The following is a 13,257-nucleotide window of genomic DNA, read 5'->3' as shown; positions in this document are numbered from 1 at the left end:
GCGGGAGAACCATGGACGTGGCCTCGGTGTCGGGATGCTTCAGGACGCGAGGAAGTTCCTGCGCTGAGCCTCTTCCCCATCATCCGCAGGACCACGTCACTCAGGCGCCTGCCTTCAACGCAGGACGTCCGGCATGCCGGCGTCCCCAAACCGTTGCCAGAGTGGGCGGGCTTACGGCCTTCCATGCCCTTCCACGGCCCGTCCCTGGCCCCACTCGTCGACCTGGATCGCCTCCTGGAGGCCGGCCTGGGGCGCGACCCGGCGGCAGCGGCGCTGCAGGATCTCACCCAAAGCATCAGCTGGGCCGAGCTCGAGCGACAGGCGGAGCAGCTGGCCAGGGCCTATCAGCGGCTGGGTCTGCGGCGGGGCGACCGGCTCGCCTCCCTGATTCCCAACCGGGTGGAGCTGGTCGTCCACTACCTGGCCGGCCTGCGCAGCGGCCTGGTGCTCACCCCGCTCAACTACCGCTATGTGTCCCCGGAGATCGACCATGCGCTGACGGTGAGCGGCGCCGCAGCCCTGGTGTTCCACGGCGAACGGCTGGCCGATCTGCAGGCCAGCGCCGTGGCGGGCCAGCTGCCCCTTGGCTGCCACCGCATCGACGATCCCACCGGGTTCGACGAGCTGCTGGCCGCGGCCCCCGCCGGCGGCGAGGCCCTGCCCTGGCCCCCCCTGGCCGACGACGAGCCCTGCTTCATCTACTTCACCTCCGGCAGCACAGGCCGGCCCAAGGGCGTGACCCACAGCCGGGCCAGCTTCGCCGCCGTGCTCACCTCCCTGATCCAGGCCATCGAACTGCGGGCCGGCGAGGAGGTGCTAGCCGGCAGCTCCCTGGCCCACATCGCCTCCTCCGCCCTCGTGTTGGCCGCCCTGGCCGGCGGCGCCTCCGCGGCGATCGCCAGCCGCATCGATGCGCCCACCGTGGAAACCCTGCTGCGGCGCCACCGGCCCTCGGTGCTGCTGATGCTGCCCGCCGCCCTGTTCGAGCTGCTGCGGGATGACCGGTTGCTGCCGACGGATCTGGCTTCGGTGCGCCTCTGCATCAGCGGCGGCGACAAGGTGCCCCACCAGCTGCAGGAGGAGTTCCGCAGCGCCGCCGGCTTCGGGATCGACGAATGCTTCGGCATGAGTGAGATCGGCTACGCCACCCTGGCGCCCCCGTCGGGCCAGAACCGGATCGGCTCCGTCGGCCGGCTCTGCCCGGGGTTCAGCGCCAGCCTGCGCCACGAGAACGGCAACGAGGTGGCCCCGGGCGAGCAGGGACGCCTCTGGATCCAGGCGCCCTCCCGGATGCTGGGCTATTGGGACAACCCCGAGGCCACTGCCGAAACCATCCAGAAGGGCTGGCTGGACACCGGCGATGAGATGCGGGTCGACGCCGATGGCTTCTTCTGGTTCTGCGGCCGCCGCAAGCAGATCATCGTCCACGACAGCTCCAACATCTGCCCCCAGGAGGTGGAGGAGGCGCTGGCGGAGCACCCAGCCGTGGATCTGGTGGGGGTGATCGGCATCCACGACCCGGTGCACGGCGAAAACGTGCGGGCCTACGTCACATTCCGCCCGGATCAGTCCGCCCCACTCGAAGCCGAACTGATCGCCTTCGCCCGGGCCCGCGTCGGCTACAAGGCGCCGGAGGAGATCCGCGTGCTGCCTGAGCTGCCGCTCACCCCCGTGGGCAAGACCGACCGGCTGGCCCTGCGGCAGCTGGCGGTGGATGGGCTGCATGCCGGTTGAGGCCTCCCTGCTCGACTGGATCGGCAACCGCGGGCGCCGCTGCAGCGTCGGCGAGGTGGCCGCAGGCACCGGGCTGTCCCTGCAGGAAGTCGAGCCGGGGCTGCTGGCCCTGGTGGCCGAAGTGTCCGGTCGCCTGCAGGTGGCCGAGGACGGCACCTTGCTGTTCGTCTTCCCCCCCGCGCTGCGGATGCGGCTGTTGGCCCGCAGCGGCCGCCGGCGCCTGCAGGCCCGGCTGCAGGTGGCCCTGCGTCTCGCCGCCCGGCTGATCCGGCTCAGCTTCGGCCTGGTGCTGCTGCTGGTCACCACCCTGGTGGTGCTGATCCTGTCGGTGCTGCTGATCGTGCGGCTGTTCACCAGCGACGACGCCGACGATGCCGGCCTGGCGTTGCTGCAGGGGCTGGCCCAGGTGCCCCTCTCGATCCTGGATCTGCTCGCCTCCGGCATCCGGGCCCCGTCGCGCCAGGGCTCCGCCTCCGTCACGCCGCAGCAACTGTGGAGCCTGCTCTGGGACTTGCCCGGCGAGGGCGCCGATCCGGCCGCCCTGGGCTTCCTCAGCGCCGTGTTCTCGATCCTGTTCGGCGATGGCGATCCCAATGCCCGCTTCGAACCGCAGCGCTGGCGCCGCATCGGCGCCTTCCTGCGCAAGCGCGGTGGCGTGGTGATCGCCGAGGACCTCGCCCCGCTGCTCGATCTGCCCGACTGCCCCGCCGATCCCGACCGCCGCCGTGACCTCGCCGATGCCGCCATGCTGCCGGTGCTGCTGCGCTTCGACGGCCGCCCCGAGGTGAGTGAGGACGGGGATCTGATCTATGGCTTCCCCTCCCTGACGGCCAGAGCGGCCCGCGCTGATGGGCCGGTGCCGCCCCTGCGTGAGCGGGCCTTTCGCTTCAGTCGGGCCGGACGCGGGCAACGGGTCGCCTATAGCGTCGCCGTCGGGGCCCTGCTGGTGCTCTCGCCGTGGCTGCTGGCGATCACGCCCGCCTGGCTGCCCCCCGTGGCCTGGCTGGCGCGATTCGCCATCGGCTACGCCCTGTTGCTGCTGCTCCTGCCCCTGGCCCGCCTGCCGCTGCAGCACTGGCGCAACCGTGCCATCGCGGCCTGCAATGCCCGCCGCCAGGCCTGGGCCCAGGCGGCCCGCCACGCCGATCCCCAGCTGAAGCGGCGCCGTGCCGCCGCCCGCCGGCTGGGCGCCACCGAGGCTGGCCGGCCGGCGCCGCGCGTCGTGTACGACAGCGGCCGCGATCTGCTGGAGCAGACCATCGACGACCTGGCCGGTGGGCCCCGGCCGACCGCCTGAGACAATCCACCCTCGCCTGTGCCCAGCGAAAACCATGGCCGTTCTCGGCAGAGAGGCGATCCTGCAGGCGATCGAAGCGGGCGCGATCGGGGTCACGCCGTTCGTTCCCGAGCGGCTGGGCCCCGCCTCTCTCGACCTCACCCTCGCCGGCACCTTTCGCGTGTTCCGCAAGGTGCACGAGGTGATCGAGGTGCGCGAGCACACCGACTACCGGCAGCTCACCGAGAAGATCAAGGTGCCCCAGCACGAGCACATCCTGATCATGCCGGGCGAAACGGTGCTGGGCATCACCCAGGAGCGGCTACGCCTGGGGCCAGGGCTGTGCGGCTGGCTGGAGGGTCGCAGCCGTTTTGCGCGGCTGGGCCTGATGGTGCACATCAGCGCCCCCTTCATGGGGCCGGGGATCGACAGCCAGCAGGTGCTGGAGATGAGTAACTTCGGCCCCGCTCCCCTGGCCGTGATTCCCGGCACCGCGGTCTGCCAGTTCGTGTTCCAGAAGCTGGAGGGGAGCGAGATCTATGCCGGCGGCTTCGCTGGCCAGACGGAGGACTCCTTCTGAGAGCCCGGTCGTTCCTGGTGCGGTACGGGGGTGCTGCCGGCTCTGCCTCTGATCTGCGCGATTGGGGGCTGCGGCAGCGACAGTCAGAAAATGCCCAGAGTTTTCTTCTTGCAGTAACCGGCGCCGATGTTCATCCAGCCCGATTCGCAGGGCTTGCCGTAGGTGGGCCTCACTTCGTAATAGATGGGTGAATTACAGTGCTGCTTGAGGTCATTCACATACCCCAGCGGGCACTGGTCGTAGCCCGGAAGCTTGGGGATCCGCTTCTGTGCCACCGCCGCCCCGGGGATCAGCAGCGGCAGTGTGAGCAGCGGCAGGGCCAGGAGCCTGGCGGCCAGAGCGCAGCGTGACGTCTTCATGGCGCGAGGATCCAAGGGCATCATCCAGGAGTCTGATGGCCTGGCGGCAGTCAGCACAACCAACAACCGCACCATCGCCGCAGGGATGGGCCGTGCCCGCCGCACCTCCGTTGCTTTGCTCGCCATGACCCTCCCCCTCCAGGCGATCCCCACCGCACGGGTGGCTATCGCCGCACAGGTGGCTACCGCCGCTTGGGTTGCGCCGGGGCGATGACCAGCAACCCACGCCACCGTCGCGCCAAGCTCCGCCGGCTGCTGCGCGTCCTGCTGTTCGTGGTGGCCCTGGCCGGTGCGCTGGCCTCCCTGGTGGTGTTGCTGCCGCTCACGCTCTGGGGCCTGCTCTACTGCGCCATCAAGACCCCACTCGACTGTCTCGCCTCCCTCGCGGTGCTGCTGTTGCTGTGGCTGGCTGCTTTCTCCCTCGTGGCCCTGGCAGTGCTGGGCGCCAGGCGGTTGCGGAAGCCTGACCCCTAGCGCGATGCCGTGGCCGCAGGTATGGCCTGGGGCAGTCTCACCCCCCAGCCGCTATCGGTGCGTCGCCTGTGTGCCTCAACAGGATGTCCAGATCGCAACTCTGGAGCTGGAACGTTATCCGCAGCCAGCTCGAGCGGCGGAGCAAGGGCGTTCATCAACCAATGTCGCCCCAATGCTTTACCGCATTGACACCCAACCACGCGGCATGCGGCACAATTTCATGATCCGTCACTTCAGATGACAGACAGAGGCGGTGCTTTAACCCCAACCACCAGAAACTCGCGCTTACTGCCTCAAACGTGGCGAACGTTCGGACAACGATTAAGTCCGATCAGCCAATGAACAGGACTTGCTTCACAGGTGGCCAACAAGCCAAACCAGCTTGAGCACACTCAGGCTAACTCATGAACAGAGACATTCCAAAAGCTCTGGGTCTCTGGCAACGTTCCGTGGGTTCAGCCCAGTTCATGCCAGGTGTGCACTTGAATGATCAGATCATGAAGGTCGCCACCACCGCTGCGTGATCGGATGCCGGGTCGGATTTGCGCTCGGTGGGAACCTCATTCACCGATGGCAGCCGGTTCGTCGCCAGAACGGTGCGGGCGTCTGGGATGTTCTTGGGGTTCACGAGGCGGTGGCTGGCAAAGATGTGATCGATCAATTCACCACGGCCCTTGAACACCCGGGTGTAGGGAGGCTCTGCGGGTGGCTCGCCATCCGGCGTGACGTTGAGGCGCGGAGCCAGATTCCACATCCGGTAGCCGTCTCCCTTGTCGCCAGTGAGGAAACCTGCGGTCTCAAGCTCTGAGCCCGTCGGACCCTGAATGATCTGGGTGGTGGCGGCATCGGGCTGGTCGTTGAGGTCCCCGCAGAACACCACGGCCTTCTCACGCCCCAGTCCGTCATCGGGATCGGGCTCTCCGGCACCGGAGGAGAGGATCGCATTGATCCGGTCACGGATCGTCAGCGCCTCCCCGGTGCGGCGGTAGAGCGCGTAGGCCGCATAGCGGTAACGCTCGTCCTCATCCTTCGGGCTGAAGTTGCCCTTGGGCCGGGGATAGCTGATCAGCTTCGATTTGAAGTGGGCGGTGATCACGGTCACCTCCGTACCGTCAACCTCCACCACCACCTCCAGGGCGCTGCGGCCCATGGCGGCGAGTAGCGATTCATCGGCGACGGTGCCCGGCTTGTCGAAGACCGGATCCTTCTGCTGGACCGGACGGATCAGATCCGGAAACGGGCTGATGGACCGGATACCGCTCAGAGGGCGGGTGGAGAGGATCGCCACGCGGATGGCACGGCTCGGTTCTCCGCCGGCTTCCGGGACTCCTTCCGCCGCATGGGGCATCGAATGGGTCAGGGCCTGCTGCAGAGCCGCCAGGGCGCCGTTCGGACCGATCTCCTGGAGAGCCAGCAGATCAGGCTGCTCTTCGTCGATCACGGCGGCGAGCTTGGTGAGTTTGTCCTGGAATTCCTGCTGAGCCTCCGGCTTCGAGGGATCAGGAAGGAACAGGTTCTCCACATTCCAGTTCATCACTTTGAAGGCCGTCATGGAGCTCCCGATCGCTTCAGTCTTCACTGGGATATAGCAACGTCAGGTTAAGTTTGCATGTAAGAAGATGTTCAAGCAGCGCGGTGCTGACGCATCCGCGTTCGCCCGCGGTTGCCGCCGATCCGGGGCGTCGGTGATCGTGTCCTGCGGCCGGCGTCAAGGTGTTGCGCTTGCTTGGTTAAGGGTGCGGGTCTGGGCGCCACGCCTGTCAGCACGCTTTCAGCGCGTCGTTGTCACCTGGGGCTCCAGTTGAGGTCGCGCCCGAGCTGACCAGAACCAGATGACTTCTGATAGTACGGGTGTTCTCTGTGCTGGTGTTGTCGTGGCTGCTTCCCCGCCCCGCAGCCGCCATCGTCTGTCGCTGAGCCGGGAAGAAGCACTGAGGCTCTGGGCTTAAAAAGCGCCAGCAGGGTTGGCGGCCGACCATGGCTCAGTGGCAACCACCACCGATGGATCAGGAGTAACTCCTTTGCGACCCCGTACAGGCCAGAACACTGACGCCGCCTCCAAGCCGCAGAACCAGGTGTTGGGCCTGATCGGCCTGCTGGGCCTTGATACGGGTGTCGCAAGGCGGCGAATTGATCCGCCCGGCACCCCTAGGCTGTTGCACAAAGCGGTTCACGCCTGACCCGATGGTCATCGGCGTGCGAATGGAGGCTGAACTGGAGCGGCAGCTCGATCGGCTCGCCCAGAAGCAGGGCAAGACCCGCAGTGCCTACATCCGCGAGGCCATTCATCAGTACCTGCTGCGCCATGGCGACAGTGAGGGGGCTCGCCGCCAATCGGAGCACCTGGCCCAGCTGGAGCAGCCGAACTGGAGTGAGCAGGTGCCCGACTGGAGCGACTGGACCGCATGACGTCGGCTGCCCAGGAGCTGAGGGCCACGCTGCGCCGCGGCACGGTGGTGACCGTGGCCAGCCCCGGCGTCTATTCCGGCAAGCCACGGCCCGCGGTGGTGGTGCTGGGTGGATCTCTGGCTGCAGGCCCATCCCAGCGTCACCCTCTGCCCCCTCACCAGCACCCTGATGGAGGCTCCGCTGGTGCGCATCGCGATCGAACCCTCGCCTCGAAATGGGCTGCGCAAACCCCCGCAGCTCATGGTCGACAAGCTGTTCACCGTGCCGATCGCAGCGGCAGGACCGAATCAAGACGCTGCGGTGGCCTACTCGCAGCTCCAGGCCTTGATTCGGTCCGGTGTGCCCCTCAGATGGTGATCGGGATCTGGTTGCTTTCGATGCCGTAGATCCCCGCCCAGCCGGCACTCTCGTTGGCCATGCTGGCGTTGAAGGCCAGCAGGTTGCCGCGGAAGCCATCGCGCTCCAGGCCCACCGAGGTGATGGGCAGTGGGATGTCCGTGCCCGGGACCGTGCCCGGGACGATGGCCTCGGGATCCAGAATCGTGCCGTTCATGCCGGTCTCTACCACCGTCTGGATGGGGGCTTTGTTGGCGCGCTGGACGTAGAGACCTGTGATGCTGTCGACATTGGGACCCCTGGTGGCCTTGAAGGCCACCTGCTGGCCGTCGACGGCGATGAACTGGGCGGAGCGCCAGCGTGCGAATTCTCCGTCCTCCTCATCCGTGCTGCCGGGAACCTTGCCCGAGAAGTTCCAGTAGAGGAAGGTGGAGAACTCATCCGCATCGAACGTTCCATTGCCATCGGTGTCACCGGTCTGAGCCACCAGACGGGTGACACCGGTGTTCACATTGGTGAGGAAGATCCCCTGATTGACAGGAACTTCAAACTCGAAGTTTCCATCGGCACTGCCGTTCACCTCGCCATCGTCCTGCTGATCATCCAGGAGCAGGGCATAGTCCCTCAACTCCTTGCGTCCGTCACTCGGGATGGCAACGGTCTGGGTGAAGGTGTCAGTTCCCCAGGAGCCCCAATAGCCCACCGTGTCCGTGGATCCGAAGATCAACGACGGCTTGCTGCTGAAGGAGAGACCTTCTCCGATGCGGGTGACTCCGTTGGCATCCTTGACAAGCTTCGCCAGATCCCCGAGCTCGACGATCGGCTTGATGTTGGTGGGCTTGGACGTGAGATTGGAGAGATAGATCCCCCCGAGCGTGGGTGATTCCTCGTTGTCGAGGCCAAGGAACACGGCCTTGTTACCTGCGGCGCTGGGCGGAGCCGTTGAGCCGAAGGCAGTGGAGGTGCCGGGGATGAGCGTCTGGGAGTCGGCGATCAGCTGAACAGGTGCCTTGCCACCGTTGGCAAGCAATTCACGGAAGTAGACCCCGGTCCTGCCGATGGGGTTCAGCGGGTTGGAGTTGTCGGTCCAGTTGCCCTTGAAGACCGTCCAGCTCTGGCGAACGAGCTGCCACAAGGGCGTGTACAGCCACTGGGTGACACTAGTCGGGGAGGGGGCCCCTGGAAACTGGTCAAATTTCGTGCCCGCAACCGTGTTGGGAACGCTGAAGGAACTGAACACCGGGACTGCCCCCAGCTGCGTCATCGCTGTGGTCAATGAGCCACTGGGAGTGCCGTAGATGCCGGCGGTTCCCACTTTTTCCACGATGGCGCCCGTGGAGTCCAGCACGTTCCACACTGGCTGCGACTGTCCGCGGAAGGCGAGGAAGGAGGAGGATTGATCAATCCTGGGGAAGGATGGGAACTCGTTGAAGGTGCTGCTGGCGTTGTTGGGATCAGGAACCAGGCCATCCCGTAGCGCCACAGCGTTGATCACGATGGGGGAGGGCAACCTTGAGAGCTGGCGTGTGAAGATCCCGGTCTCAGGTTCTCCCCCCCCCTTCCCTCCCTGACTGCGGGCGCGGAAGACAATGAGGCCGGATGCATTCACCGATGGCTGGTTGTAGCTGTTGAACGTTCGCTCCGACCCAGGAACCAGAACGCCGTTGTTGACAACAACCTTGAAGGCTGATTTGATCTCCATGGTGAGTCACCTCCGTGAAATCAGTATCAAAGAGAGAGCGACAGAAGACGCCGCGCCAATAAACCAGAGACACAACCCCCGAGTCCGCGGATCGGCCTCTATGGACGCCAGTCGCTGGGTGCCGACAAGGACCTAGGTCCTCAATCCACTACTAGCCCACCCACAGCAATACGCCATGCCGATAAAGCAATGATGCAGCAACGATGCAGCACCGATGCAGCGTGTAAAAAATGTTTTATTACAATCTTACATTGCATATAGTGTGGGTGCGCTAGGTGAGTCGTCTCTGCTAAGGAACACCACAAGCCGTCCAGCTAAGGAGGTCGTCCACCGATTCCTTCGGAGGTGATGCTGCGGATCCACCTACTGCAGCAGTGGTTCTTTGGAATGCGTTGCCACAACCGCCACGCGGAAGCCAAGGGCTACAGCTTTCATGCCGCCTCTGGCCTGGTCCACTCTGTTGAGAGCACCGCCCACATCGGTCAACCCCACTGCGTGCGCGATCAGCACATTGATTCGATCGGGGAGGCCTGGACGTCTGCCACCCACTGGGCTGATCAAGCAAACAGGCAGGTGGAGCCCGAAGGCTGTTTCACTGAGGCGTGACCGGGCCAAGCCGCGGCGCCTTGTCGGGATCCACGAGGGGCGGCAGGGCTGCGTTGGACGCGGGTTGATCGGCGTTCTGGGTGTAGGCCACGGTGTAGAGCTGAGGCTCGGCCTTCAGAACCAGTCCCTTCAGCCGCTCCAGATGCTGCGCAAAGGCAGGGCTGGCGCGCATGGCCAGATAGGCCTCGACGGAGCTGAAGTGGGCGTAGTTGACGGCGCGGGTGCGATCGAGGCTGAGGTGCAGGTTGGCGCTCAGGCTGCCCGGAAAGACGCCTTGTAGGCGCTTGTATTCGCTCACCTGGGTGGCCACGAAGGCCTCGGCCTGATCTGGATCCAGATGAAACACGTTGATCAGCACGATGCCGTCGCCGACGCTGATCGTGTTGACGGGAAAGCCGTTATCAGAGCTGGCAGTTGTTCCGGTCATTGGATGACGTGCAGGGAAGGTGTCAGAGGATGCCGCCATTCACCTGAAGCGTCTGTCCGTTCACCCAGCGGGTGTCATCGGAGGCGAGAAAAGCCACCACATCCGCCAGATCGGCGGGTTGGCCGAGGCGACCCAACGGAGTGGCAGCGATCAGATGGGCCAGGGCATCGGCTGGCATCACCAGGCCGTCTGTGTCAGTGACCCCGGGGCCGATCTGGTTGACGGTGATGCCACGGGGGCCGAGCTCCTTGGAGAGGGCCATGCCGAACTGCTCCACCGCCGCCTTGCTGGCGGCGTAGAGACCTGCGGCGGGCAGGGCCTGGCGGGTGGCACCGCTGGCCAGATTGATGATCCGGCCACCGTCGGCCACGTGGCGGGCCGCCTCCTGCAGGGCGAAGAACGTGCCGCGGGCATTGGTGCCCATCACGCGGTCATAGTCCTCTTCCTCGATGTCAGTCGTGGGTTTGAACACGGATACCCCGACGTTGTTGACGACGATGTCCAGATGACCGAATTGCTCGAGCACGGCAGCGAACAGGGCCCGGGTCTGGCTCACCTGGCTGAGGTCGGATTGGTGTGCCAGCGCCCGCACTCCACCTGCTCGAATCGCAGCCGCCACAGCCTCTGCCTTCTCGTGATTGCCGGCGTAGGTGAGCACCACATCGGCTCCATCACGCCCCAGCCGCTCTGCGATGGCCCGGCCGATGCCGCGGGATCCGCCCGTGACCAGGGCCACCTTGCCTTGCAATCGCGTCATCGTCGTTGTGGTGCGCCGGGGACGGTGGGGATCGATCGGCAACCTATGGCGGCTCGCCATGGAAAGGAAGGGCTTACTTTCAGGTGCGTTGCCGGGCCAGGCTCGCCATCTCCAATGAGCGCAACCCTGCCGACGGGGACTGATCCCATCGAAGGCACCACCTTCGTGAGAGCTGCCCTCAAGGTGTTGCAGGGCAAGTGGACCTTGCCGATCCTCTGGCAGCTGCGGGAGACCCCTCAGCGCTACGGAGATCTGCGCCGCGCGATTCCAGAGATCAGCGACAAGGTGCTGACCCAGCACCTGCGCGACCTGGAACGCGGCGGGTTGGTGGAGCGGGAGGTGATGCCTGCCAAACTGCCGCAAGTGAGTTATCGCTTCAGTGCCTACGGCCGCAGCCTGATCCCATTGATTCAGTCACTCTGTGCCTGGGGGGAGCAGCACCTGCAGCGCCAGGATCGCTTCGAATGATCTCCCAGTTCCGGTGGGCCTGCATGCCGCCGAGCTGTTCGGATCCAACGCATCGCTGATCAGCACGTTCAGCCGAGGCCCTGCAACCGGGCCTAGCCCTTGGCCTCTGCAAAGCACTCGGCTGTTCGGCTCGGGACGGCATCCGATCGGGTGAATTGGTGGTTGAAGCGCATGTCCTGGCTGCGGTCTGCTCGACATCGCTGGGTCCGATCTGCTTGCAAGTCATGAACTCGCTGAGTGCCATGTGTGCCTCCAGTCTGGCTGGAAATCTATTGTTGACTTAACACTTGATGCTGGCCTCATCGTCTGGAATGGATCGGCAGCACGGTGATCGAGCCGTTGTTCTCCAGAATGGCCACGTGCACATCGTTGATCGATCTGTCGTTTGCCCGTTACTCGTAGCAGAACGAGCAGAAAGATGTAAACGATTGCTCCGCGAAGCACGAACTCCCAGATCGGAATGGCAAGTTTCCACATCCACCACTCCTAATGGGTATGCCGGCAAGCTTAGGCCCAGGCTCCAGGAGTTCTTTGCCAATCAAGCATCGAGCTGCTGGCCACTGTGGTTCGTCCACTGAGGCTCTGGGGAGCCTGCCCAACGGCAAAGGGATCACATTCATCTTGGGCCGCCATCGGCTGGGCTGCTGCCTCGCTTCCGGCACCTGCCGGCCTCGCATCAATGGTGAGGGAACGTTCGTGGACCTTCGCGACTGATTCGATTGCGTCGGCCATACCGTCGCACCGGTGCCGGCGGTGGGTGGCTTGGTGCGCTGGCTGTAGCAGAGGGTCGTGTTCTGAAAGCAACTGGAGAAAGCGATCAGGCAATCAGCAACACAACGTCATCAGCGAATCTGTCTGTTGGTCTCCACACTCTGCCCTTCATCTGCAGGAATTGGGGAGTCAGCGTGGGTAGACCGGAGGCCAAGGAAGCCCAATTGTGCTGCATACATTCCCAATGCTGGCTGCCACCTGTCTGGCGGGATTCGCCATGCTGCAGCTGCGGTTCAGCATCGGATCTTCGTGATCGGTCTTTGGCACGTGCCAAATGCGGCTGACTCAAGCCGGAGCGCCCCCACCCCCTGATCCGGGGCCCGGTGGCCGGATGAGTTCATCGGTGAGCTCGGGGCGGCGCTGGAGAGGCTGGAGCCGCGCCCCTGAGCGTGGTGAAGATGGAAGGGCGGTCGGGCCCTCAGACTGAGCTGATGACCCCAGCCTGGGCCCACAGGCCGCTCCGTGGTGAGCTTGGACCCTGGCGCCTGGCCGGGCTCCCTGATTCACGGTGTCTACAGTGAAGAGACAACGGCATAGCGCTTGCAAACTTGATGACTGTCAGCGTTATCACTCCAACCAGGCTTCTGCCAGATCGGCTCAGCATGTTGGTGGAGTTGAATGAGAGCCTGAGGTATAACGATTGCTTGGTCGAACACGTTGTTGTTGTTGATGGTGCCAGCCGGGAAGACCTTCCGCCTGAACTCTGCGAACGGGCGACTGTTATTGCAACAGGGCGGTCCATCGGCCAAGCCGCCGCTCGCAATTTGGGCTTGGTGGTTGCAAAAGGCGAATGGATTACCAGCGCCGATGACGATGACTGGCTTCATCCGCAGTCGATTGATAAACGACTGGATGCAATCCGCAGTCATCAAGGTGCACTTTGGTCTGCGGGATACTGCACGGATGATTCCAAGATCGACCCAGGAATCGTGCCAGCAGGCCCCAGCTCCCCCGGAGACATCTGGCGTGCCTGGCCAACACCGAAGGCCAGCATCCCCTTGGGGCCAACAACGCTGCTCGTGGAAGCCAACCTTCTGAAGCGGGCTGGAGGCTGGATGGGCTTACCTCAAGGAGAAGATCTTGGCATGATGATGGCCGTGACCTGCATGGCACCCGGGGTGGTGATTGATGCCCATGTTTATCATATTCGGTTGCATGGGGGCCAGATGACGAAAACAACCTGGTTTGACGACCTGGAGCTTCTTTCAAGACGTTGTGCATGGGAAAGAGGTGAGCGGATTCTGCTCCAATCAACCCATGCTTCCGCGTCTTGGGCCCTTCGTTCTGCTCAGATGATCAGCCCGGTTGAACTTGATCGTCGATTCTCTGCATCCAGCATGACTGTCGGGTGATTCTGC

14 protein-coding genes are annotated in these 13,257 nt (G+C 64.5%); 9 read left to right on the top strand and 5 right to left on the bottom strand.

Annotated features, from left to right (window positions below; translation table 11 throughout):
- The first annotated feature begins 183 nt into the window (after positions 1-183).
- Genes KBZ19_RS00190 through dcd form a run of 3 tightly spaced genes read left to right on the top strand, consistent with a single transcriptional unit; the run spans position 184 to position 3,590 of the window.
- Entirely contained in the window at positions 184-1,734 is a 1,551-nt protein-coding gene (locus tag KBZ19_RS00190; protein WP_255099238.1) for a class I adenylate-forming enzyme family protein, read from the top strand.
- Complete coding sequence (locus tag KBZ19_RS00185; protein ID WP_255099237.1) at positions 1,724-3,031, top strand: hypothetical protein; 1,308 nt, start codon at positions 1,724-1,726, stop codon at positions 3,029-3,031. The genes KBZ19_RS00190 and KBZ19_RS00185 overlap by 11 nt, the downstream gene beginning before the upstream one ends.
- A 34-nt stretch (positions 3,032-3,065) precedes the next feature.
- Positions 3,066-3,590 (top strand): dCTP deaminase, encoded by a 525-nt coding sequence (dcd, locus tag KBZ19_RS00180; protein ID WP_255099236.1) that lies wholly within the window; start codon positions 3,066-3,068, stop codon positions 3,588-3,590.
- Between the two features lie 83 nt (positions 3,591-3,673).
- On the opposite strand, the gene KBZ19_RS00175 is transcribed toward dcd, so the two are convergent.
- Positions 3,674-3,949 carry a hypothetical protein gene (locus KBZ19_RS00175; protein WP_255099235.1) on the bottom strand — a complete coding sequence of 92 codons (276 nt, stop codon included), beginning with the start codon at positions 3,947-3,949 and terminating at the stop codon, positions 3,674-3,676.
- On the opposite strand from KBZ19_RS00175, the gene KBZ19_RS00170 reads away from it, so the two are divergent.
- Positions 3,948-4,163, top strand: coding sequence for a hypothetical protein (locus KBZ19_RS00170; protein WP_255099234.1), 216 nt, complete (start codon positions 3,948-3,950; stop codon positions 4,161-4,163). The genes KBZ19_RS00175 and KBZ19_RS00170 overlap by 2 nt on opposite strands.
- Complete coding sequence (locus tag KBZ19_RS00165) at positions 4,160-4,423, top strand: hypothetical protein (RefSeq protein WP_094510581.1); 264 nt, start codon at positions 4,160-4,162, stop codon at positions 4,421-4,423. The genes KBZ19_RS00170 and KBZ19_RS00165 overlap by 4 nt, the downstream gene beginning before the upstream one ends.
- A gap of 490 nt (positions 4,424-4,913) precedes the next feature.
- On the opposite strand, the gene KBZ19_RS00160 is transcribed toward KBZ19_RS00165, so the two are convergent.
- Positions 4,914-5,975: an endonuclease/exonuclease/phosphatase family protein gene (locus KBZ19_RS00160; RefSeq protein WP_255099233.1), complete on the bottom strand. Its 1,062-nt coding sequence runs from the start codon at positions 5,973-5,975 to the stop codon at positions 4,914-4,916.
- 632 nt (positions 5,976-6,607) lie between these two features.
- Here KBZ19_RS00160 and KBZ19_RS00155 point away from each other — a divergent pair.
- Both KBZ19_RS00155 and KBZ19_RS00150 read left to right on the top strand, forming a co-directional pair.
- Complete coding sequence (locus tag KBZ19_RS00155) at positions 6,608-6,832, top strand: ribbon-helix-helix domain-containing protein (protein WP_255099232.1); 225 nt, start codon at positions 6,608-6,610, stop codon at positions 6,830-6,832.
- Positions 6,833-6,940: 108 nt separating this feature from the next.
- Positions 6,941-7,189 carry a type II toxin-antitoxin system PemK/MazF family toxin gene (locus tag KBZ19_RS00150; RefSeq protein ID WP_255099231.1) on the top strand — a complete coding sequence of 83 codons (249 nt, stop codon included), beginning with the start codon at positions 6,941-6,943 and terminating at the stop codon, positions 7,187-7,189.
- Here the strand turns inward: KBZ19_RS00150 and KBZ19_RS00145 are convergent.
- The 3 genes from KBZ19_RS00145 to KBZ19_RS00135 all read right to left on the bottom strand — a co-directional run bounded on the left by KBZ19_RS00145 (position 7,179) and on the right by KBZ19_RS00135 (position 10,660).
- Positions 7,179-8,678: a hypothetical protein gene (locus KBZ19_RS00145; RefSeq protein ID WP_255099229.1), complete on the bottom strand. Its 1,500-nt coding sequence runs from the start codon at positions 8,676-8,678 to the stop codon at positions 7,179-7,181. The genes KBZ19_RS00150 and KBZ19_RS00145 overlap by 11 nt on opposite strands.
- A gap of 784 nt (positions 8,679-9,462) precedes the next feature.
- Positions 9,463-9,903: a putative quinol monooxygenase gene (locus KBZ19_RS00140; protein WP_255099228.1), complete on the bottom strand. Its 441-nt coding sequence runs from the start codon at positions 9,901-9,903 to the stop codon at positions 9,463-9,465.
- A gap of 22 nt (positions 9,904-9,925) precedes the next feature.
- Positions 9,926-10,660, bottom strand: coding sequence for a glucose 1-dehydrogenase (locus KBZ19_RS00135; RefSeq protein ID WP_255099226.1), 735 nt, complete (start codon positions 10,658-10,660; stop codon positions 9,926-9,928).
- A 114-nt stretch (positions 10,661-10,774) separates the two neighbouring features.
- Between KBZ19_RS00135 and KBZ19_RS00130 the strand changes: the two genes are divergently transcribed.
- Positions 10,775-11,128, top strand: coding sequence for a helix-turn-helix domain-containing protein (locus KBZ19_RS00130; protein WP_255099225.1), 354 nt, complete (start codon positions 10,775-10,777; stop codon positions 11,126-11,128).
- Positions 11,129-12,450: 1,322 nt separating this feature from the next.
- A complete protein-coding gene (locus tag KBZ19_RS00125; RefSeq protein WP_255099224.1) occupies positions 12,451-13,251 on the top strand; it encodes a glycosyltransferase in 801 nt (266 codons plus the stop codon).
- Positions 13,252-13,257: the final 6 nt, after the last annotated feature.

This window comes from Synechococcus sp. L2F (genome assembly GCF_024345695.1).
Taxonomy (GTDB): Bacteria; Cyanobacteriota; Cyanobacteriia; order PCC-6307; family Cyanobiaceae; genus MW101C3.
This window is presented reverse-complemented; position numbering and strand designations above follow the sequence as displayed.